This is a genomic window from Nonomuraea composti, assembly GCF_012034275.1.
Classification (GTDB): domain Bacteria; phylum Actinomycetota; class Actinomycetes; order Streptosporangiales; family Streptosporangiaceae; genus Nonomuraea; species Nonomuraea composti.
Genome location: NZ_JAATEP010000008.1, coordinates 170912 through 192006 on the forward strand (window position 1 = coordinate 170912; position 21095 = coordinate 192006).

Sequence of the window (21095 nt, forward strand, 5' to 3'; positions counted from 1 at the left end):
TGAACAGAGGTCAAAGGCCCTTGAAGAACCGGGCGGCGATCGGAACGGCGGCCGACCGGCCCGATCCGCCGTGCCGGACGAAGACGCAGAAGGCCAGGTCATCGCGGTAACCGATGAACCAGGCGTGCGACGTCTCGCCCTCCACCTCGGCCGTCCCGGTCTTGCCCGCCACGCCCTCGGGGAGCCCCGCGCCGCTGGCCGTGCCGTAGTCCACGACGGCCGCCATCATGTCCCTGAGCGCCGCCACGACACCCTCGTCCATCTGGACGTCCGCGTGCGGAGCGCCGTCGATCCGGCGCACCTGCTCGGGCGACAGCAGCCGGGGCGAGCGCCAGGTGCCGCTCTGGACGGCGGCGGCGAGCGCGGCCATGCACAGCGGGGTGGAGACGACCTCGCCCTGACCGATGGCGTCGGCGCCCAGCATGTCGAGGTCGTCGGTCTCGGGCACGGTGCCGCAGGTGCCGCTGATCCCGGTCGCGATCGGCCGGCCGAACCCCCACTCGTCCGCCGTCCTGCGCAGTTCCTCCCCCGTCAGCCGGGTCGTCGCCTGCTCCACGAACGTCGTGTTGCAGGAGTAGGCGAACGCGTCGGTGAAGGTGACCGTGCCGCGATCCACCTCGCCGTCGTTGCTGAAAGGCCGGTGGAACGGGATCTGGTACGTGCCGGGGCAGCCCACCTGAGCCGCCGGGTCGAGCCCGCCCTTGAGCAGCGCCGCCGCCGTGATCGTCTTGAACACCGAGCCCGGCGGGAACACGTCCCGGACGGCGCTGTAGTTTTCCCCCAGGCGGTCGGCCAGCGCCAGGATCTCCCCCGTGCTCGGCCGGATGACGATCATCGTGGAGTCCTCCACGGCGTCCAGCGCCCGCGCGGCCGCCGCCTGGACGGCCCGCGAGATGGTGGTGCGCTCGACGTTCGCCTTGGGCGCGCGGCGCAGCAGCGTCGTGTCCGGCTGCCCCGGCACCTTCGACACCAGCGCCCAGCCGTAGTTGACCTGCTCGAACTCCGGCTTGAGCGGGTTCAGGTACGCCTCCGCGTAGCTGTCGTTCGGGATCCTGTCGCCCTCGCTGGTGACCAGCTCGGCGCCGGACGTCTCCTCCTCCTCAAGCTCCAGCGTGCCGCCGTCCTTGAGCAGGGGGTGCAGCGTCTCGGGCGCCCATAAGACCTTCCACGTACGGTCGCGCACCGCCAGCCGCAGCGTACTGCCGAACGGCCAGTCCCCCAGCTCGGCCAGCCTGCGCACCCCGGTGAACGGCACCTCGGCCGTCGCGTCGCCGGTGCTCCGCAGTTGCCCGGGGGTCAGCGTCAGCGACTCCACGTGCAGGTCGTCGCTCAGCTTGCGGTGCCGTACGGAGAAGTCGGCCGGCGGCTGGTACACCAGCCGCTCCATCGCCGTGACGTTCCCCCGGCGCCAGGCGTCGAAGTACGCGGCGGCCGTCCGGTCAGGGCTGCCCTTGACGCGGTTGGACGCCACGACGGCGAAAGCACCGGCCCCGACTACCGCGACAAGCGCGATAACGAGCACAATCAGCCTTCGCCGTGCCATACGGTACTCCCAGGGAGGGGATCAGACGTGGCCCGTGGACAGCGTGAACCGATGCCTGGCCTGTACCCGGTGACGTTCGGCGAGGTCGAGTTGCTCCGGGATCTGGACAGGCAGGACGGCTGGGTGCTGTCCAAGGATGGCGTACCTCAGTCGTACGTAGATCTTCAAGACCCGACATTTCTGGAATTCGAGTATGTACGACTCATGGCGGATGTGATCGACCTTTTGCCGGAAGGGCCGCTGAGCTGCGTCCACGTGGGCGGCGGCGCCTGCACGATCCCCCGCTACGTCTCCGCCACCCGCGCCGGCTCCCGGCACATCGTCATCGAGCCCGACGGCCTGCTGGTCAACCTGGTGCGCGAGCAGCTCGACCTGCGCTCGGTGCCCAAGCTGAAGGTCATCGTCACCGGCGGCAGGGAGGGCGCCGCCAAGATCTGGGACGAGACGGCCGACCTGGTGGTCCTCGACGCGTTCACGGGCGCGACGATGCCGGTGGAGCTGGCCACGGCCGAGTACATGGGCGACCTGGCCAGGATCCTGCGGCCCGGCGGCACCCTGCTGATCAACCTGGCCGACGGCAAGGGGCTGGCCTTCGCCAAGCGCCTGCTGGCCACGGTGTCGGGCACGTTCGGGCACGTGGCCCTGCTGGCCGAGCCCGGCATCCTGCGGGGCCGCCGCTTCGGCAACCTCATCGTGGCCGCGTCGCGCACGGAGCTGCCGCTGGAGCTGCTGACCAGGCGCGCGGCGGGCGGCCTGACGCAGGCGCGGTGCGTGCACGGGGAGGCGCTGACGAACTTCGTCGCGGGCGCCGCGCCCATCAAGGACGGCGACGCGGTCATGGCGCCCGTCCCGCCGCCCGCCGTCTTCGGGTGACCGGCATGGAATAGTTGAATTCTCAACTTGGTTGAGCCGGGCAGACCCGCTGGAAGGAGCGCGACATGCCCGCCGTGACCGTAGAGAACCCGCTGACCCTCCCCCGCCTGCCCGAGCCGCAGGCCGGAGACCCGGGACGGAAGGTGCTCGCCGTCGAGACCGCGCCCAGCGGGTTCGAAGGAGAGGGCTTCCCCGTCCGCAGGGCGCTGGCGGCGATCAAGCCCGAGTACCTCGACCCGTTCGTGATGATGGACCAGATGGGCGAGGTCGACTACGCGGCCGGCGAGCCCAAGGGCACGCCGTGGCATCCGCACCGGGGCTTCGAGACCGTGACGTACATGATCGACGGCGTGATGGAGCACCTCGACTCCAACGGCGGCGGCGGGACGATCACCAACGGCGACACCCAGTGGATGACCGCCGGAGCGGGCATCCTGCACAAGGAGGCGCCGCCGGAGTGGCTGGTGCAGCAGGGCGGCCTGTTCCACGGGATCCAGCTCTGGGTGAACCTGCCCGGCGCCAAGAAGATGATCGCGCCGCAGTACCAGGACATCGGCGGCTCCAGCGTCGTGCTGCTGAGCAGCCACGACGGCGGCGCGCTGGTCCGCCTCATCGCCGGCGACCTGGCCGGGCACGTGGGCCCCGGCAGCACGCAGACGCCGATCACGCTGCTGCACGCCACCGTCTCGCCGGGGGCGCGGCTGGTCATGCCGTGGCGCAAGGACTTCAACGCCCTGGCGTACGCGCTGTCCGGGCGCGGCACCGTGGGCACGGAGCGGCGGCCGCTGAGCGGCGGGCAGCTCGCCGTGTTCGAGGGGTTCGGGAACCGGCCGGGGCTCGCGACGCAGGCCGGCAGCATCACGATCGCGGCGGCCAAGGAGCCGCTCGAGGTGATCGTGCTCGGCGGGGAGCCCATCGGGGAGCCGGTTGCGCACTACGGGCCGTTCGTCATGAACACCAAGGCCGAGCTGGTGCAGGCGTTCGAGGACTTCAAGGCCGGGCGGCTGGGCAGCATTCCGGCTCAGCACGCCTGAACCTTGCCGAATTATGGAAGTAGGTAATAAAGTACTGCTTCATTATGAAGTATGTACATGATGAGGACGATGGCGGGCGGCTCTACGACCCCCGGGTCAGAGCCGCCATGCGGGAGTTCACCGGCGACGACGACACGTTGACGTTCGAGGCGGCGGCGGCCGTGCGCAGCGCCCAGCAGGGCGTGGAGCGCATGCGGGCGCACGGCAGCGAGGGGCGCGGCCTCAGCTCGGGCGCGATGGACCTGCTGCTGCGGCTCAGCTCGGCCGCCGAGGCCGGGGCCAGCATCGGCGAGCTGGCGCAGGCCGCCGGCGTCAGCCCCAGGAACGCCACCGGGCTGGTCGACACCCTCGAACGCGACGGGCTCGCTCGGCGGCAGCCCGATCCGGACGACCGGCGGGCGGTGCGGGCCGTGATCACCGGCGCGGGCCGGGCCTGGATCGAGGCGTTCAGGCAGCCGTCGCGGATGGCGATGAAGGCGATCTTCCACGGGTTCACGGACGACGAACTGGCCACATTGCGGCACCTGTGCCTGCGCCTGGCGGCCAACCAGGAGCGGCTGGCCGAGCACCTCGGCGGGCAGGTGAGCGGCCGATGAACACGCGGGAGATCGTCAGGGGCTACCACGACGCCCGCTACCGGGGCGACCTGGCCGGGGCGGTGGCACTGGTGTCGGAGGAGTCGTTCTCGTTCCGGAGCCCGTTCATCGCCTCCACCGACCCCGCCGGGCACCTGGCGGGGCTGGAGGGGTTCCTGCGGGTCGTGACCGAGGTCGAGATGATCAGCGAGCTGTACGGGGAGTCGGAGGCCACGCTCGTGTACGACGTGCACACGGCGACGCCCGCCGGCGTCCAGCGCACGGCCGAGCACTTCCGGCTGCGCGACGGGAAGATCGGCACCATCATGCTGATCTTCGACTCCGCCCCGTGGCAGCCGATGGCCGCCGCGATCAGGTGAGCGGGCTCGCGGCGGCGGTCTGGCGCCAGATGCGGCCGTCCTTGAGGACGAGCGTGCCGTACGTGGCGACGCGGTTGCCGCCCACCGTCATCATGGCGTGGTAGAAGATCACGTCGTCGGTGGCCCGCATCGAGACCACCTCGTCCACCTGGGGCTTCGCGGCGAAGTAGGCGCTGAACAGCTCCCTGATCTCGGCGGGGCCGCCGGCGACGCGGTCGAAGCGGACGACCACGGCCTCGTCGTCGTACTGGGCGAGCAGGGCTTCCAGGTCGCCGCCGGCGATGGCGGCGAGCTGGCGGTCGAAGACGTCCTTGGCGGTCATGCGGCCTCTTCGGGTGCGGGGTCCCGTTCGGGCGAGGGGTCCCGTTCGGGCGAGGGGTCCCGTTCGGGCGAGGGGTCCCGTTCGGGCGAGGGGTCCCGTTCGGGCGAGGGGTCCCGTTCGGGCAGGGGGCGGAGCACGTCGTAGGTCACCTGGGCCGCGGCGAGCAGCAGGAGGACCGGCAGGGCCGCCGCCACCGGGAGGAGCGAGGCGGCCAGGGCGAGAGCGGCGGCGAGCAGGCGGATGGCGCCGGCGCGGCGGTCGCGGGAGCACAGGTGCTGCACGCCGAGCATGGCGAGCACGAGCGCGGCCGGCACCCCGACCGACGCGCTCGTCCCCGACGGGTGCGTGATCGCGTGCTCGATCCCGACCCCGAACGCGACCAGGCCGAGCGACAGCGGCAGGTGCGAGTACACCCACACCTGCCCGGCGAGCCGCGTGCGCAGCACCACGGACTCGTCGAGGTGGCCGAAGTACAACCACCAGAAGCCCATCGCGATCGCCACCCCGGCCAGCGCGACGAGCAGCACGCCCGGCGTGACGTCGTGCCCCTTCAGCCCGAGCACGACCGCGGCGACGACCTCGCCGAGCACGATCACGACGAAGAGCCCGAACCGCTCCGGCAGGTGCTCGGTCTGCGGGGGCAGCCGGCCCTGGTGGCCGCGGGTGAACAGCGGGGTGGCCAGGTCGATGACGACGGCGACGGCCCACAGGGCGTAGCGCTGGGGCGGGTCGACCGCCAGCGAGGCCAGCCAGACGGCGATGGCGATGCTGAAGCCGATCGCGTAGCGGGTGGTCAGCGGCCTGGCCTCGGGCACGTGCCGGCCGGCCCGGACGTAGGCGACGACGAGCAGCAGGCGGGCCACCGCGTACGAGACGGCGAACAGGCCGGAGCGGTGCTCGATGTCGCCGGCGCTGGCGGCCATGGTGGCGACCGCCAGGATCTGCGGCAGCGCGAGGAGCCGGTGGCTGACGTCGTCGGTGTCGAACCGGTTGGCGTAGAAGACGTATCCCGCCCACGCCCACCAGACGGGGACGAACAGGCCGGCGAAGACGAGCAGGGAGCCCGCGGCGTAGACTGCGGCGAGCTCGGCGACGGCGACCACGAAGACGAGGTCGTAGAGGAGCTCCAGCCAGGTGGCGCGGCGGTGCGCGGCCTCGAACAGGCGTAAGCGGGGTGGCTGCCACTGGCGGCCGGTCATGGGCTACCTCCATATGTAATTGTGTAATTATGCCCTATTTCAGGGTGAGGCAGGCGATCCTCGGCCCCGCCTGACCGGCCTGCGGGCCGGAGATCGTGGTGGGCTGGGCGTGGATGACGAGGGAGGCCGGCAGCTTGGCACGTTCCAGCACCCACGCGTTACGGGCGCTGGCGCGGCCTGCGCCCTCGTCGTCGGTGGTGAAGTCGAGCCACACCTCGCTGGCCGAGTCGGCATGACCGGGGTCGTGCTGGTAGTGGGGGCCGGCGTCGTCGGGCTTCTCGCCGCACGGCTTGGCGTGCAGGTGGGCGCCGTAGCGGCGCTTGGGCAGCAGGCCCTCGACGACGAGCGAGGTGCGGGTCTGGCCGCCGCCCGACTCGACGGTGACGCTGGCCTGGGCGCCCTCGGGGGCGAGCTTGCGGTCGTAGGCGATGGCGCCGGGGTCGTCGGTGCCGAACTCGCCGGCGGCGTTGAGGGTGACCGTCTCGTCCGGCGTGGTCTTGACGCTCTGGACGGGAGCGGGCGGGCCCGCGCAGGCCGCCAGCGCGGTCGTCGCGGTCAGGAGGGCGAGCAGGGACGCGGGCACGCGCATGGGACCTCCCACAGGTGGAGCCCCTCCGGCAACGGGGGCTCCGAGAGGCCACCACTCTAACGAGTGATCGGCCCGCTACGTACGGTCATTCGCCCTGGGCGCCATGTTTTGCCGCGATCTCATCGATCACGGCGGCCAGCGTGAAGTCGAGGTCGGTGAGGCCGCCCTGGTCGTGGGTGGTGAGGGTCAGGTGCAGGTCGCGCCACCGGATGTCGATGTCGGGATGGTGGCCGAGCTCCTCCGCCTTGACCGCGATCTCATCGACGATGCGGATGGCCGTGGGGAAGTCGGGCGCGCTGACCGTGCGCTTGATCGCCTCGCCCGCGCGCCGCCACCGGGGCAGGTCATTCAGCTTGCTCTCGACGTCCATGGAAGCCACGTTACTTCAGCGCTTCACTTCAGGGCTCCGGAGCTGAGACCCGACTGGATCTGCCGTTGGAAAAGGATGTACACGATCGCGACCGGCAGGATGGTGATCGACAGGGCGGCGAACAGGCCCGGCCAGTCGGCCTCGTAGCCGGCCAGCGTGGAGATGCGGGCGATGCCCTGCGTGAGCACCCACTTGTCGGGCGCGCCGGCGAGCAGCACGAGCGGCAGCAGGTACTGGTTCCACTGGCCGAGCACGTTGAAGATGGTGATGCTGATCAGGCCCGGCCTGGCCATGGGCACCATGATCTGGAAGAACGTGCGGGTGTGCGAGGCGCCGTCGATCAGCGCGGCCTCGGCGACCGCGTCCGGCAGCGTACGGAAGAACGCCGCCAGGAAGAACACCGTGAACGGCAGCGAGTACGCGATGTAGACCAGCACGAGACCGACGTGGCTGTTGAGCAGCCCCACCTGCTTGACCACGAAGAACAGCGGCCCCAGCGCCAGGAAGACCGGGAAGGCCAGCCCGGCCACGAAGTAGTAGTAGATCAGCCGGCTGCCGGCGAACCGGTAGCGCGCCAGCACGTACGCCGCCATCGACCCGAACACCATCGTGCCCGCGGTGCCGAACAGCACCACGACGACCGTGTTGAGCATGTACTGCCCGATGTGCGCCTTGTCCCAGGCCCGGCCCCACGCGTCCAGCCGCAGCGCGCCGGGCAGTTGCAGCGGGTCGCCGAAGATCTCGGTGTTGCTCTTGAACGAGGCGAGGAACGTCCACAGCAGCGGCGCGATGATCAGCAACGCCCAGACGGCGAGCGCCACGTGGGAGAGCACGCCGAGCGGGCCGGGCCCGTTGTCCTTGCGCGGAGCCATCTCTACAGCTCAACCCTCTCACGTCTGGTCGTCCGCAGGGTCAGCACCGCGAACGTCACGGTGAGGAAGAACAGCGCCACGCCCATCGCGGAGGCGTAGCCGACCTTCTGGTAGGAGAAGGCGGTGTTGTAGATGGTGATCGGCAGGATGGTCGTGGCCCCGTCGGGCTCGCCCTTGTCGCCCGCCAGCACCTGCACGAGCGCGAACCCGTCGAAGGCCGCGATGCCCAGGTAGATCCAGCCGACCTGCACGGTGTCGCGCAGCAGCGGCAGCGTGATCGAGAAGAACAGCCTGATGCGGCCGGCCCCGTCCAGCGCGGCGGCCTCGAAGTAGTCCTTCGGGATGGCCGCCATGCCGGCGGAGAACAGCACGACGTAGAAGCCGACCGCCTGCCAGACCATCACCGCGATGATCGACCACAGGGCCAGGTCCGGCTCGATGAGCCAGCCGACGGGCTCGACGCCGAGGCGGGCCAGCACGCCGTTGATCACACCGTCGGCGTCGGGCCGGTAGACGGCCTGGAACAGCACGCCGACCACGGCGACCGCCAGGACCTGCGGGAAGAAGAACACCACGCGGTAGAACCCGGAGCCCCACACCCCGCGCATGCCGGCGCCGCGCGGGCCGCCCCCGAGGTTGAGCAGAAACGCGAACAGCAGCGCGATGACGATGGTGGCGAGCGGCAGCACCAGCAGCAGGATCCCGTGGTTGCGCAGGGCCCGCCAGAAGACCTCGTCCTCCAGCAACCGGCCGAAGTTGTCCAGCCCCACGTAGCGGACGACCGAGCTGTAGCCGTTCCAGCTCGTCAGGGAGAGCTGGAACGCCTGCACGTAGGGGCTGATGACGAAGACCGTGTAGAGCACGAGGGGGACGGCGAGGAACCCGGCGACGAATCCGTACGTGCGCAACCGCCCCATCGGTCACCGGCTCCGCGTCTGCTTGGTGACCGACTCGTCCTTCTTGACCGCGTCGGCCTTCTTCTGCATCCGCGCGCAGAACTCGTCGGGGGTGATCCGGCCGGCCATGACCACGTTGATCTGCTCGGTGCCGTAGTCGAACAGCTCCTTGTACCAGCCCTCGAAGCGGGCCTCGGTGATGATGTTCTGGCCGGCCGCGTCCTGGGCGCGGGCGGCGCTCCTGAGGCCGGCGGGCAGGTCGACGCCCTCGGCGGCGCCGTTGACGACGGTGACGTTCTTGGTCAGCTCGGTGAAGCGGCGCGCGCCCTCCTTCGAGAGCATGATGCGCAGGTACTCGAGGCCGCCCTGCGGGTTCTTGCCCTTGGCGGCGACCACGAAGTTCTCGCCGACGCCGACCTGGATGGCGCCGTACGGCATCTTGTCGGAGCCGGTGACCTCGGGGATGGGGGCGATGGCGTACTCGAAGTCGTCCGGCTTGTCCTTGGCCATCTCGTTCTCGATCCAGGAGCCGACCGGGTAGAACAGCACCTTGTTCTGGAGCTGCTTGACCTGGGTCTGCGTGTGGTCGAGGCCGAAGTACGCTTTGTCGCCATATTTCGTCTGGATGTCCGCCCAGACGGTGACCGCCCGCTTCATCGGCTCGGCGTTCCAGGCGTTGTCGACGAGGTTGTCGATGTCGAGGATGACCTGGTTCCCGCCGATCTTGGCGGCGGTGTAGAGGACGTTCCAGAGCTGGTAGTACGGGCCCTTCTGCCCCGGGTACGCGAACAGCAGGATGCCCTCCCCCTTGGCCGTCTCGCCCAGCGCGGTGAACTCCTCCCACGTCGCGGGCACCTTCCAGCCCTTGTCCGCGAAGAGCCTGGCGTTGTACCAGAGGGCGCGGTGCGACACGGTGTAGTTCAGCACCAGGTCCTTGCCGGTGACCAGGGCGTTGTCCAGCACGGCCGGGGTGACGGTGTCGCGCACCTTCTTGGCCGGGTCGTCGATCGAGGGGGCGTCGAACAGCGGGGCCAGGTCGGCCAGGTGGCCCTCGGCGGCCAGCGCGGCCAGGTCCATCGACTTGGGGCCGGAGTTGTTGATCACGTCGGGGGCGTCGCCGCCGATCAGGCGGGGGCGAAGCTGGGTGCCGATCTCCTGGGTGGCCGTGTGCTTGACGGTGACGCCGGGGAACTCCTTCTTGTAGAGCTCCTCGTGCAGGTCCTTGGCGTAGGCGTCGCCGTACCCGCCGCTGAAGATGACCACTTCGAGCGGCTTCCTGGGGTCCACGCCGAACGGGTTCTTCGGGTCGGCGGAGGCGGGGAGTGTGGCGGAGGGGGCGGGCGCGGGCTCGTTCCCGCCGCCCGTGCCGGCGGTGGCGCAGGCGGCGAGCAGGCCCGCGCCGGGGCCGGCGGCGAACGCGGTGATGCCGATGCGGCGTAACAGCTGGCGCCTCGTGATCTCACCCGGGTGGGTCATGGGGGCTCCTGAATTAGGAAAGTTTCCTAAACGATTGCCCGCAACGTACGAACGGCTTCCGACAGCCGTCAAGGGGGTGCGATCGAGACGTGACCTTGCCGTGATTGCCTTGCTTAGAACGGCGTTCTAGAAGCAGAGTGGGTCGCATGATTGTGGAGTACGCCGACCAGGTGTGGCAGGGCGAATCCGACGACAGCATCGTCGACGCGGGCATGGCGGGCAAAGGCGTCCTGACCGTCATCGAGGGGGTGGGCTGGTGGCCGGGATTCGGCAACGTCATCACGTTCGAGACCGGCGGCGAGCTGGTCCTGTTCGACACCAGCAGCCCGTTCTCGGCCGCGCGGCTGCACGACGACGTACGCAAGTGGACGCGCGCCCCGCTGACCACCGCGTTCTACTCGCACGGCCACATCGACCACGTCTTCGGAACGGCGCCGTTCGAGGAGGAGCCCGGCCCCCGAGCCACCGTTTATGCCCATGAAGCGGTTGTCGACCGCTTCGAGCGCTATGTGCTGACGAACGGCTACAACGCGGTCATCAACCAGCGCCAGTTCCAGGCCCCCGACCTGCGCTGGCCCGCCACCTACCGCCACCCCGACGTGACCTACACCGACGCCCTCACCGTGCGGCGCGGCGACCTCACCTTCGACCTGGTGCACGCCAAGGGCGAGACCGACGACGCCACCATCGGCTACGTCCGCGAGCACCGGCTGCTGCTGCCCGGAGACCTGTTCATCTGGGTCACCCCCAATTGCGGGAACCCGCAGAAAGTGCAGCGCTACCCCCGCGAATGGGTGCACGCCCTGCGATTGATGGCCGCCATGGACGCCGAGATCATGCTGCCCAGCCACGGCGCCCCCATATTCGGCCGCGACCGCATCAGGCAGGCATTGCTGGAAACCGCGGAATGGCTCGACTCGCTCGTCACCCAAACGCTGGAACTGCTCAACTCGGGAGCCCGGCTCGACGAGATCGTGCATTCCGTCCGGCCCCCGGACCACCTCGCCGACCGGCCCTACCTCCGGGCCAGGTACGACGAGCCGGAATTCGTCGTACGCAATCTGTGGCGCCTCTACGGCGGCTGGTACGACGGAAATCCGGCCCATCTCAAACCCGCGCCCGACGCCGTTCTCGCGAAATCCGTGGCGGAACTCGCCGGCGGTCCGGGCGCGCTCGCCGACGCCGCGCTGCGCGCCCTTTCCGACGGCGACGAACGGCTCGCCGGGCACCTCGCGGAAATGGCCGCCCTGGCGGCTCCGGACGACGCGGGCGTGCACCGCGTACGCGCGGAGGTGTTCGCGGCCAGGGCGGCCGGCGAGCTGTCACTCATGGCGAAGGGCGTCTTCACCTGGGCCGCGGAGGAGTCGAAACGACGCTCCTAGCCTTCAGGGGCGGGCCTGCGGAAGCGGCGGGGCCTTCAGGGGTGGGCCTGCGGAAGCGGCGTCGGGCCTGCGGGGGCCGGCCTGCGGGGGCGGCGTCGGGCCTGCGGGGGCGGCGTCAGTCCTGCCACCAGTCGGGGCTGGGGTGCTGGATCATGGGCAGCGAGTCCTTGGGCAGGCCGGCGGGGGCCGCGACGAACACGGTGACGGCGTCGGAGGCGATCCGCTCGACGTGCTCCACGAGCCACTCGTCCTTCACGTGCGCGGGATCGACGGCGTAACCGCCGCCGGTGCCGTCCGGGTTGTCCCACATCACCACGTACCCGACCTTCATCCCGGCCGCCTCCAGATCGGCGCGGACCCGCGCGACCGGCTTGCCCCTGGGGTCGTATTTCTTGATCACGCCCCCGCCCGGATCGACGTCGATCTGCACCGGCGTGGCGTACAGCTCGCCCGGGGCCGCCGGGCGGCCGATCCCGACGAGGATCCGCCCCGTCACGCCGACCGGGATCGACACCTTGCCGCACCAGGCCGAGCGGCAGCCCTCCTCCCGCGTGGAGATCGTGATGCCGGCGCCCTTGGGGTAGCTGCCCTCGATCAGCTCCGGGCCGATCAGCTTGCCGACGTCCTCGGGCGCGACGGGGGCCTCGCGCACCTCGACGTCCAGGCCGATCGCCCGGAACGCCTCGGTGAACTTGCCCGCGTCGGCCCCGGGGTCGTTGATCTCCACCTCGACGACGTCGCCGCCGGTGCCGCCGTCGTCGGCGGTCCTGAGCGAGACGGCGGCGTTGGCGTACTGGGTGGCGGGGCCGCCGAACGGCGTCCAGACGACGAGCGCGGCGGCCAGCGCGGCCGCCACCGGCCCGAACGCGAGCCCCCGCCGCAGGATGACCCGCCCGCGCCCGCTCCTGTTCGGGACGGGCTCGCGCTCCGTCTCCATGATCGACTCCATCAGCGCCCGCGCCCCCGCACCGGACGCCTGCCCCGCGACGTCGCCATCCAGGTCCTCGTCCCGCACGCGGGCAAGATCGGCGATCTTCACAGCCTGCTCCCTTCGGGGAATGTCCCCAGCCGACTCCCTTCGCCGGATGCTCACAGCCGGCTCCCTTCGAACGCGACGGCGCGCGAGTGCTGCACGCCCGCCTCGGCCAGCCTCCGGGCGAACCTCCTGCGCGCGCGATAAAGCCTCACTCGTACGACATTGGCCGATGTGCCGAGCACCTTGGCGATCTCGGAAGGGCTCAGCCGCTCCCACGCGACCAGCGCCAGCAGCTCCCTGTCGTCCTCAGGCAACGACCTGAACACCTGGCCGAGCTGCGAGAAATCCTCACCCGGCAGCTCGGCGACGAGCGGCGAGGCGGCGAGCTGCGCCCGCAGGGCGGCGGTGCGCTGCTCGTGCCGGCGCTCGCCGCGCCGCTGGTTCGCCAGCACCTTCCTGGCCACGCCGAAGAGCCACAACCTGGCCTCGTCCCCTTGCGGGACCTCCTCGATCCGGCGCCAGGCGACCATGAACGTCTCGGCCACGACGTCCGCCGCGTCGTCCGGGTCCGGACAGCGGCGCAACGCGTACCCGAGCAGGGGGCGGTACGAGGAGGCGTAGAGCTCCTCGAAGCGCCTCTCGGGATCTGCTCCCACTTAGGCTCCTCACTTGGGGCGTTCGACACTCAACCCCATGTCCGGCATTTCCGGAGCATTACCGAACGGAGGAGATTTCCCGACATGACCACTGACCGCATCATCGGCGTGGGCGTACTGCTCACCGCGCCCGACGGCCAGATCCTGCTGGGCGAACGCATCAAACCCGGCGAACCACCATCCTGGTGCTTGCCAGGCGGCGCCGTGGAGCCCGGCGAAACCTTCGAAACAGCGGCCGTACGTGAACTCGCCGAAGAAACCGGCATCTTCGACGCGAGCCCACCATTGGTAACCGCCGTGGTCGTGGACCACCCTGGGGGCGCGGTCCGGGTGACGGCCGGAGTCCGAATGACGGCGGGCCCCACCCAACCGGCGGTCACGGAGCCCCACGTGTTCCGCTCGTGGCAGTGGTTCCCCCCGGACGCCCTCCCATCACCCCTCTTCGACGCCAGCGCCCGCCTCCTGGGCGCAGCGGAAGGCACCGGCCACTACCGCGTCGCCCCCGCCTGACCCGCCCACCGGCCCCCTGCCGCCGCACGGACCAGCTCGACCGCTCAGGCCGAGGGCCGCCAGGCCGGTCTCCGGACACGTTGCGCCGGGCTCCACCGCCCACCACCTCGCCGACGCGGCGCCGGAGTGCGAGGGTCTCCGCATCGCGCGGTCGAGCGCGCCACCACCGTCGCACCGCGCCGCACTCCCCGCCCGCCGCCGCACCGCGCACCAGGCACTCCGGCGCCGGGTCGGCGGGACGGTGGACGGCGGAGTTCGGCGCAAAGCGCACGGCGATCAGCCACCAACCTGCGCCACGCCCCGCTCCCCCGCCACGCTCCCGCACCACACCGCGCTCCGGTGCGTCCGCCCTCGGCGCGGCGCCCGGCACGTCACCCCGGGCCGTGGCGGGAAAGGGGTCAGCCGAAGTGGGCGCGGGTTTCGGCGAAGGCGGCGTCGGTGCCTTCCAGGGCCGCGGCCACCTCCGCCTCCGTGTGGGCGGCCGACATGAACCAGTTGTGCCACGGGTGCAGATACACCCCGTGCCGCAGGCAGGCCGAGCTCCAGTGCATGGCGACCGACAGATCGGCGTCGCCGTCGAAGCTGAGCCACGGGATCGTCACGGGCCCCGTCTGGTTGACCACGAACCCGTGGGCCTTGGCCTGGGCGTACAGTCCTTCGCGGAGTTGGGTGCCGGCTCGTTCCATGGCGGCGATGCCGTTCTCGTCGCGCAGCGTCTCGATGGTGGCCTTGGCGGCGGCCATGGCGACGGCGGAGAACCAGAAGGAGCCGGTGGAGTAGAGGGTCTGGGCGGGGCCGCGCAGGGCGTCGGTGCCGGTGACGGCGGCGATGGGGTAGCCGTTGGCCATGGCCTTGGACCAGGCGGTCAGGTCGGGGCGCACGCCGTAGGGCTCCCACGAGCCGCGCAGGTCGATGCGGAAGCCGGCGCGGACGTCGTCGATGACGAGCGCGGCGCCGAGGCGGTCGGCGAGGGCGCGGGCGCCGCGGGCGAAGGCGGGCTCGACGAGCTCCTGGTCCTCGAAGGAGTCGTGTTTGAAGGGGGTGACGATGATGGCGGCCACGTCGCCTTCGACGGTCGCCGCCGCGGCTTCGAGGGATTCGAGGGAGTTGTAGGTGAACTCGACGAGGTCGGCCCGCTCGTTCGGGGTCGTGCCGGCCGGGGAGGGCGTGCACCACGGGTCGGCCCCGTGGTAGGCGCCGTGCGCCATGAGCACTTTGGTGCGGCCGGTCGCGGCTCTGGCGACCATGAGGGCCTGGGTGGTGGCGTCGGTGCCGTTCTTGGAGAACATCGCCCAGTCGGCGCTGGGCACGGTGTCGACCAGGAGCTCGGCCAGCTCGACCATGATGGCGCCGGGCCCGTTGAGGCAGTCGCCGAGCGCGGCCTGGCGGGCGGCGGCCTCCTCGACGCGCGGGTGGCGGTGGCCGAGCACGACGGGCCCCCAGCTGCACATGAGGTCGATGTACGAGCGGCCGTCGACGTCCCATTGCCGGCAGCCTTCGCCGCGTTCGAAGAACTGGGGGTAGCCGGGGGCGAAGATGGCGGCGTTGAGGTGGCCGTACATGCCGCCGGGGACGACTTGGGCGGCGCGCTGGCGGAGGTCGGCGTCAAGGCTCATGAACGTGTTCCTAGGCGAGGAGGAGGCTGAGGGTGGGGGAAGGTACTAGGCGAGGAGGCTGAGGGTGGAGGGGAGGTCGGTGAGGCCGGCGTCGGAGCCGAGGCCGGTGGCGACGCGGGCGGCGGCGGCGGTGCCCCAGCGGGCGGCGGCGGGCACGTCCTGGTCGTGGAGGAGGGCGGTGAGGAAGCCGGCGCAGTAGGCGTCGCCGCAGCCGGTGGTGTCGGAGACGTCCGTCTTCAGTGCCGGTACGTGCTCGGTGCCGGCGGCGGTGACGAGCATGCTGCCGGCGGCGCCGAGCGTGACGACGACGCCGCGGGGGCCGTCGGCGAGGAGGGTGCGGGCGGCGGTCTCGACGTCGGCGGCGCCGGTCATGTGCAGGGCCTGGGACTCGTTCGGGAGCACGTAGTCCACGTGCGGGAGGAACGCCCTGGCCATGCCCAGCAGGTCGGGCATCTCGGACAGGAGGTCCATGGTGACGATGGCGCCGGACGAGCGGGCCTCGTCGAGGAGGGCGAAGAAGGCGGGATCGCCGAGGCCGAAGGTGACGTCCATGCCGCCGAGGTGGATGCCCCGGGCGGTGCGGAGGAGATCGGGGTCGAGGTCGGCGTAGGTGACGCTGAGGTTGGCGCCGGGGACGTGGAAGCTGGGGCGCCCGCCGTCGGGACGGATGGGCAGGATGGAGGCCGCCGTCTGCTCGCCCGTCCTGCGGACGAGTCGGGAGGTGTCGACACCGCGCTTGGCCAGGATCATGAGCAGGAAGTCGCCGAGCTCGTCGTCGCCGATGGCGCCCATGGTGACCACGTCGTTGCCCAGCTTGACCAGGTCGACGGCGGTGCCGGCGGCGGCGCCGGCGGCGGTGAGCCGGATCTGGTCGACCAGGACGGTGTCCTGGCCCTGGGGGATGTGGTCGACGGGTCTGGCGAGGATGTCGACGATGTGGACGCCGACTGTGACGACGGTCATAGTCTAAATAGACAGACGTCCGAATAAAACGTCAAGAGGTGCCCTATGCCGAAGATCGTTGATCATGATGAGCGCAGGCGTGAGGTCCTGTCGGCGGCCAGCCGGGTGATCGTCAGGGACGGCATCGACGCCGCCACCACCCGCGCCATCGCCAAGGAGGCCGGCTACTCCAACGGCGTGCTCGCGCACTACTTCGCCGACAAGGACGAGATCCTGCTGTCGGCGTTGCGGCACTCGCACCGGCGCATCCGGGGGCGGCTGACCGGCAAGGTGGCGGGGATGACGGGGCTGGCGGCGCTGCGCGAGGTGCTGCTGGACAACCTGCCGCTGGACGCCGAGCGCTGCGAGGAGACGCGGCTGGAGGTGAGCTTCTGGAGCCGCAGCCTGGCCTCGGAGCGGCTGGCCGAGGTGCAGCGGGCCGAGGCGGGCGAGCTGCGCGCCGCCGTACGGGAGCTGCTGGAGCAGGCCCGCGCGGCCGGGGAGCTGAGCACCGACGACGACCTGGACGACGTCGCGGAGCGCCTGCTCGCCCTGGTCGACGGGCTGAGCCTGCACCTGCTGCTCTACCCCGACCGGATGGGCCGGGACGTGGCCGGGCGGCTGATGACCCAGGCCGTGGAGCGGCTGTAGCGGGGGGCCGATTGCCGCTCCGGCGGGCCGCCCGCTACTGTCCTGGCGCATGAGCCTTCGCGAGCAGTTGTGCGAGTACGGCCGGCGGGCCGTCGAGCTCGGCCTGGTCATCGGCACTTCGGGCAATCTCAGCGTGCGCGAGGGCGACCTGGTGACGGTCACGCCGTCGGGCGCGGCGCTCGACCGGCTGACGCCCGAGATGTGCCCGGTGGTGGACCTGACGACGGGCCGCCGGGTGGCGGGCGAGACCCGCCCCTCCAGCGAGACGCCCATGCACCTGGCCATCTACCAGACCACCGACGCGCGGGCGATCGTGCACACGCACTCCGTGTTCGGGACGGTGGTGGCCACCACGATGACGGAGCTGCCGCCCGTCCACTACAACGCGCTGATGCTCGGCGGGGTGGTGAAGGTCGCCGAGTACGCCACGTACGGCACCCCCGAGCTGGCCGCGAACGTGCGCGCGGCCCTGGAGGGCAAGCGCGCCGCCCTGATGGCCAACCACGGCGGGGTGACCATCGGGGCGACGCTGGAGGAGGCGTTCGAGGCGACGCGCCTGCTGGAGTGGCTCTGCGAGGTGTACGTGCGGGGGCTGAGCGTCGGCAAGCCGACCATCCTGACGGAGGAGCAGCTCGCCGCGGTGGTCGAGCGCGCGCTCAACCCCCCGCCGCTGTAGGCGCTCGGCCGGGCGCACGCTCGGCCACCGCCGCTGCAGAACTCCGGGCTACGCGAGCGTGGCCTGCTCGGCCAGGCCGAGCGGCAGCCCGCCGGACCCGGCGATCCGGTCGTGGAACTCCTTGAGCGTGCCCTGGAACGACTCCCTGATGCGCTCGATCTCGATCGCGCCCGTGAGGTACGAGGGGGCCTGCGTGGGCCAGGCGCAGTAGCGGTTCACCTCGCCCTGCGCGGTGCCCGGCGACAGCGACGCCTTGGTGGCCATGAACGTCTCGGCCTCCTCGATCGACATGTCCTCGCAGTGCAGCGCGGTGTCGACGACGATGCGGGCGGCGCGGAAGATGCGGCAGTCGAGGTGGGCCAGCTCGGTGGCGGGGGTGTCGAAGTAGCCCTGCTCGTGCAGCATCTTCTCGACGTACAGGGCCCAGCCCTCGGTGAAGTACGGCGTCCTGAAGACCTTCCTGACCGTACGGGGGTTGCCCGCCATGTACGACAGGTGCCAGTGGTGCCCGGGGTAGGCCTCGTGCACGGCGATCGAGGGCATCTGGGCCCGCGAGTTCGTCCGCAGGCGCTGGCGTACCTGCTCGGGGGTGAAGTCGTCGGGCGTGTAGGGCACGAAGAAGACGCCCGTGCGGGAGGAGCTGAGCGGCGGCGGCGCCAGGTAGTGGGCCACGGACAGGACCGGGCGGGTGTACTCGGCGGAGGGCAGCACGTGGCACTCCTCGCCGTCGGCGAACGTCACCAGGTCCCGCTCGCGGACGAAGTCACGGGCCCGCAGGGTCTCCGCCTCGTACTCGGCGCGCATGTCGGCCAGGGTCGGCGGGTGGTCGTCCATGAGGTGCTCCATGGCGGCCCGCCAGTCCTGGGTGCCGTTGACCTGGAGCGCCACCTCGCGCATGCGGGCGTCGAGCTCGGCCCAGGCCGCCTTGCCCTTCTCGTGCAGCTCGGCGGCGCCGTACCCGAGCAGCTCGCGCTCGCGCAGGAGGGTGGAGTAGAGCCGCTCCCCCATGCGCCAGGTGCCGCCGCACTCGAAGCCTTCGAGGAAGGTCACGAGCTCGTCGAACGCGGCGGCGGCGGGCTCGGCGGCGGCGGCGAGTTGGGCGCGCAGCTGCTCGTCCTCGACCATGGAGGGGATCGTGCGGGTCAGGAAGTTGCGGCCGGTGCGGGCCTGGCCGAGCCCGCGCTGCACCAGCAGCGGGGCGGCGAGGTCGGGGTCGAGGTTGGCGCGGCAGGCGGCGAGCACGCCGGGCACCTCGGCCAGGCGCGACAGCGCGGAGGCGACCAGCTCGGGCTCGGGCTTGAGCCGGCGCTGGAACGGCGTGTACATGGAGGCGAAGACGGCTCCGAGGTAGACGCTCGGGTCGCGCCGCCACTCCGGCCAGGACGCGAGCGCGATGGAGCCTCTGAGCTGCGACAGGACGAGATCTCTGTCGATCGCGTCGTCGAGGGTGGGTGCCTCGGCGGCGGCCAGGCGGTCGAGCCAGAGCACCTGCTCGCGCTCGCGGGCCTGCCAGGCGGAGGCGGTGAAATCGCCGAGGGTGTGATCGTAACCGTCGGCCCCGAGCGAGGCGGCGACGACCGGACGGTCAGAAAAGTACCACTTGAGAAACTCGTCCACCGGTGCACCATATCCTGAGCAAATGCCCCTGCAGATCACTGGCGCGCTAGGCGACCCTGACCTGATCCGCCTCCCCTGGGAGACCCCTCTCGAAGACTGGCCGCAACACCATCTGGTCGATCTGCCGCGCGGCATCTCGCGGCACGTGGTGCGCTTCGCCCGCCTGTCGGGCAAGGTGTACGCGATCAAGGAGATCAGCGAGCGCTACGCCAAGCGGGAGTACCAGCTCCTGTGGGACCTGGCCAGGCTCGACGCCCCCGCCGTGGAGCCGGTCGCGTACGTCACCGGCCGCGAGAACGGCCTCGACGCGGCCCTGATCACCCGCCACCTGCAGTTCTCGCTGCCCTACCGGGCGGTCATGTCGGGCACCCTGCGCCCCGACACGCTCACCCGCCTGCTCGACGCGCTGGCCGTGCTGCTGGTGCGGCTGCACCTGAACGGGTTCTACTGGGGCGACTGCTCGCTGTCCAACACGCTGTTCCGGCGCGACGCGGGGGCGTTCGCGGCCTACCTGGTGGACGCCGAGACCGGCGAGATGCACCCGATGATCAGCGAGGGCCAGCGCCTGACCGACATCGACAACGCGCACACCAACATCTTCGGCGAGATGCTCGACCTGGAGGCCGGCGGGCTGCTGCACCCGTCGATCGACCCCATGGACACCGCCGACGACATCGTGGCCCGCTACCACCGCCTCTGGAACGAGATCAACGAGAGCGAGATCATCGAGGAGGTCGACTGGCACCGCGTCGAGCAGCGCATCAGGCGCCTCAACCTGCTGGGCTTCGACGTGGCCGAGATGATGGTGCGGCGCAAGGTCGGCACCGGCCGGCTGATCGTGCGCCCCAAGGTCGTGGACGCCGGCCACCACCAGCGGCGCCTGCTCCGCCTGACCGGCCTCGACGTCGAGGAGAACCAGGCGCGGCGGCTGCTCAACGACCTCGACGGGTTCCGGGTGGCCAAGGGGCTGCGGCACGAGGACGAGGCCATCGTGGCGCACCGGTGGCTGGCCGAGGTGTTCCAGCCGACCGTGGACGCCATCCCGGCCGAGCTGCGCGGCAAGCTGGAGCCCGCGCAGCTCTTCCACGAGATCCTGGACCACCGCTGGTTCCTGTCGGAGCAGGAGGGCGCGGACGTCGGGCTGGCCGCGGCGGTGAAGTCGTACGTGGACAACGTCCTCGTGCACAAGCCCGACGAGCGGGCGCTGCTGCCGGACGAGGAGCCCGCCCAGTAGGCCCCTTTGACGCGCCGCTCAGTAGGCCACGCTGACGCGCTGCCGGGGGTGGGCGTTCTTGTCCACCTCGTCGGCGATCGCGACCGCGAAGTCCTCGGCGGTGATGAAGCTGCGGCCCTCGGCGTCGGTCATGAGCTGGTCGCCGCCGAGCCGGTACGTCCCGGTGCGCTCCCCCGGCGCGATCTCGGCCGCCGGGGAGACGAACGTCCAGTCGAGGTCCTCGACCTCACGGAACAGGCGCAGCAGCGAGCGGCCGGCCAGCGCCTCCTTCTTGTAGATGTCGGGGAAGTCGGGCGTGTCCACCAGGTCCTGGCCGGGCGCCACCTGGAGGCTGCCCGCGCCGCCCACGACGATCACCCTCCGCACCCCGGACGCCCGCGCGCCCTCGATGAGCGCGCGGTAGGCCGACAGGAAGGGCGGCTGGGGCTCGCTGCCGTCGCGCGGCGGCGCGATGGCGGAGACGATGGCGTCGTGGCCCTCGGCCAGCGTGGCGGTGTCGTGGATGTCGCCCTTGACGGGGCCGGTGCGGCTGAGGCCGGTGACCTCGTGGCCGCGATCGCGCAGCTCGGCGGCGATGCGCTGACCGACCATGCCGGTCGCGCCGAAGAGAAGAATCTTCATGTCGGCAAGAGTATCCATCGGATACTGGTTACTTCATCGTGCTATAAGTACCTTATGGATACCGGTGATGTCTTCGACCCTAATT

23 protein-coding genes are annotated in these 21095 nt (G+C 71.0%); 9 read left to right on the forward strand and 14 right to left on the reverse strand.

The features are described 5' to 3' along the window. Positions 1-10 precede the first annotated feature (10 nt). Positions 11-1471: a penicillin-binding transpeptidase domain-containing protein gene (locus HCN51_RS13960; RefSeq protein WP_168010072.1), complete on the reverse strand. Its 1461-nt coding sequence runs from the start codon at positions 1469-1471 to the stop codon at positions 11-13. Between the two features lie 123 nt (positions 1472-1594). Between HCN51_RS13960 and HCN51_RS13965 the strand changes: the two genes are divergently transcribed. From HCN51_RS13965 to HCN51_RS13980, 4 genes are all read left to right on the forward strand, one after another. Further along, complete coding sequence (locus HCN51_RS13965; protein WP_168010073.1) at positions 1595-2416, forward strand: spermidine synthase; 822 nt, start codon at positions 1595-1597, stop codon at positions 2414-2416. A gap of 65 nt (positions 2417-2481) precedes the next feature. After that, entirely contained in the window at positions 2482-3450 is a 969-nt protein-coding gene (locus HCN51_RS13970) for a pirin family protein (protein ID WP_168010074.1), read from the forward strand. A gap of 44 nt (positions 3451-3494) precedes the next feature. Beyond that, positions 3495-4046, forward strand: coding sequence for a MarR family winged helix-turn-helix transcriptional regulator (locus tag HCN51_RS13975; protein ID WP_168010075.1), 552 nt, complete (start codon positions 3495-3497; stop codon positions 4044-4046). Next, positions 4043-4405, forward strand: a complete 363-nt coding sequence (locus tag HCN51_RS13980) for a nuclear transport factor 2 family protein (protein WP_168010076.1) — start codon at positions 4043-4045, stop codon at positions 4403-4405. The genes HCN51_RS13975 and HCN51_RS13980 overlap by 4 nt, the downstream gene beginning before the upstream one ends. Here the strand turns inward: HCN51_RS13980 and HCN51_RS13985 are convergent. The 7 genes from HCN51_RS13985 to ngcE form a co-directional block, all read right to left on the reverse strand. After that, a complete protein-coding gene (locus HCN51_RS13985; protein ID WP_168010077.1) occupies positions 4398-4727 on the reverse strand; it encodes a nuclear transport factor 2 family protein in 330 nt (109 codons plus the stop codon). The two genes, HCN51_RS13980 and HCN51_RS13985, sit on opposite strands and share 8 nt — an antisense overlap. After that, complete coding sequence (locus HCN51_RS13990; protein ID WP_168010078.1) at positions 4724-5926, reverse strand: low temperature requirement protein A; 1203 nt, start codon at positions 5924-5926, stop codon at positions 4724-4726. The genes HCN51_RS13985 and HCN51_RS13990 overlap by 4 nt, the downstream gene beginning before the upstream one ends. Positions 5927-5960: 34 nt before the next feature. After that, positions 5961-6515, reverse strand: coding sequence for a superoxide dismutase family protein (locus HCN51_RS13995; protein WP_080045713.1), 555 nt, complete (start codon positions 6513-6515; stop codon positions 5961-5963). A gap of 85 nt (positions 6516-6600) precedes the next feature. After that, positions 6601-6885, reverse strand: a complete 285-nt coding sequence (locus HCN51_RS14000; RefSeq protein ID WP_168010079.1) for a 4a-hydroxytetrahydrobiopterin dehydratase — start codon at positions 6883-6885, stop codon at positions 6601-6603. 23 nt (positions 6886-6908) lie between these two features. Beyond that, positions 6909-7757 (reverse strand): carbohydrate ABC transporter permease, encoded by an 849-nt coding sequence (locus HCN51_RS14005; RefSeq protein ID WP_168010080.1) that lies wholly within the window; start codon positions 7755-7757, stop codon positions 6909-6911. Between the two features lie 2 nt (positions 7758-7759). Then, positions 7760-8674 (reverse strand): carbohydrate ABC transporter permease, encoded by a 915-nt coding sequence (locus HCN51_RS14010; protein ID WP_168010081.1) that lies wholly within the window; start codon positions 8672-8674, stop codon positions 7760-7762. A 3-nt stretch (positions 8675-8677) separates the two neighbouring features. Further along, positions 8678-10129 (reverse strand): N-acetylglucosamine/diacetylchitobiose ABC transporter substrate-binding protein, encoded by a 1452-nt coding sequence (gene ngcE / locus HCN51_RS14015; RefSeq protein WP_168010082.1) that lies wholly within the window; start codon positions 10127-10129, stop codon positions 8678-8680. A gap of 146 nt (positions 10130-10275) precedes the next feature. Here ngcE and HCN51_RS14020 point away from each other — a divergent pair, with 146 nt between their 5' ends. Next, positions 10276-11511, forward strand: coding sequence for an alkyl sulfatase dimerization domain-containing protein (locus HCN51_RS14020; RefSeq protein WP_168010083.1), 1236 nt, complete (start codon positions 10276-10278; stop codon positions 11509-11511). Between the two features lie 115 nt (positions 11512-11626). Here HCN51_RS14020 and HCN51_RS14025 read toward each other — a convergent pair whose 3' ends face one another. After that, on the reverse strand, positions 11627-12550 hold the full coding sequence (locus HCN51_RS14025; protein WP_168010084.1) for a hypothetical protein: 924 nt from the start codon (positions 12548-12550) through the stop codon (positions 11627-11629). Between the two features lie 50 nt (positions 12551-12600). Beyond that, positions 12601-13143, reverse strand: a complete 543-nt coding sequence (locus HCN51_RS14030) for a sigma-70 family RNA polymerase sigma factor (RefSeq protein ID WP_168010085.1) — start codon at positions 13141-13143, stop codon at positions 12601-12603. 84 nt (positions 13144-13227) lie between these two features. Between HCN51_RS14030 and HCN51_RS14035 the strand changes: the two genes are divergently transcribed. Continuing rightward, positions 13228-13653: a nucleotide triphosphate diphosphatase NUDT15 gene (locus HCN51_RS14035; protein ID WP_168010086.1), complete on the forward strand. Its 426-nt coding sequence runs from the start codon at positions 13228-13230 to the stop codon at positions 13651-13653. A gap of 398 nt (positions 13654-14051) precedes the next feature. On the opposite strand, the gene HCN51_RS14040 is transcribed toward HCN51_RS14035, so the two are convergent. Both HCN51_RS14040 and HCN51_RS14045 read right to left on the reverse strand, forming a co-directional pair. Beyond that, positions 14052-15269, reverse strand: a complete 1218-nt coding sequence (locus tag HCN51_RS14040) for an aminotransferase class III-fold pyridoxal phosphate-dependent enzyme (protein ID WP_168010087.1) — start codon at positions 15267-15269, stop codon at positions 14052-14054. A gap of 45 nt (positions 15270-15314) precedes the next feature. After that, positions 15315-16232, reverse strand: a complete 918-nt coding sequence (locus HCN51_RS14045) for a carbohydrate kinase family protein (protein ID WP_168010088.1) — start codon at positions 16230-16232, stop codon at positions 15315-15317. Positions 16233-16277: 45 nt separating this feature from the next. On the opposite strand from HCN51_RS14045, the gene HCN51_RS14050 reads away from it, so the two are divergent. Next, a complete protein-coding gene (locus HCN51_RS14050; protein ID WP_168010089.1) occupies positions 16278-16862 on the forward strand; it encodes a TetR/AcrR family transcriptional regulator in 585 nt (194 codons plus the stop codon). Between the two features lie 49 nt (positions 16863-16911). Next, positions 16912-17538 (forward strand): class II aldolase/adducin family protein, encoded by a 627-nt coding sequence (locus tag HCN51_RS14055; RefSeq protein WP_168010090.1) that lies wholly within the window; start codon positions 16912-16914, stop codon positions 17536-17538. Between the two features lie 48 nt (positions 17539-17586). Here HCN51_RS14055 and HCN51_RS14060 read toward each other — a convergent pair whose 3' ends face one another. After that, positions 17587-19155, reverse strand: a complete 1569-nt coding sequence (locus HCN51_RS14060; protein ID WP_346433636.1) for a DUF885 domain-containing protein — start codon at positions 19153-19155, stop codon at positions 17587-17589. 22 nt (positions 19156-19177) lie between these two features. Here HCN51_RS14060 and HCN51_RS14065 point away from each other — a divergent pair, with 22 nt between their 5' ends. Further along, entirely contained in the window at positions 19178-20389 is a 1212-nt protein-coding gene (locus HCN51_RS14065; RefSeq protein WP_206066982.1) for a DUF4032 domain-containing protein, read from the forward strand. Between the two features lie 18 nt (positions 20390-20407). Here HCN51_RS14065 and HCN51_RS14070 read toward each other — a convergent pair whose 3' ends face one another. Next, positions 20408-21010, reverse strand: coding sequence for an NAD(P)-dependent oxidoreductase (locus HCN51_RS14070; RefSeq protein WP_168010092.1), 603 nt, complete (start codon positions 21008-21010; stop codon positions 20408-20410). Between the last annotated feature and the right edge of the window lie 85 nt (positions 21011-21095).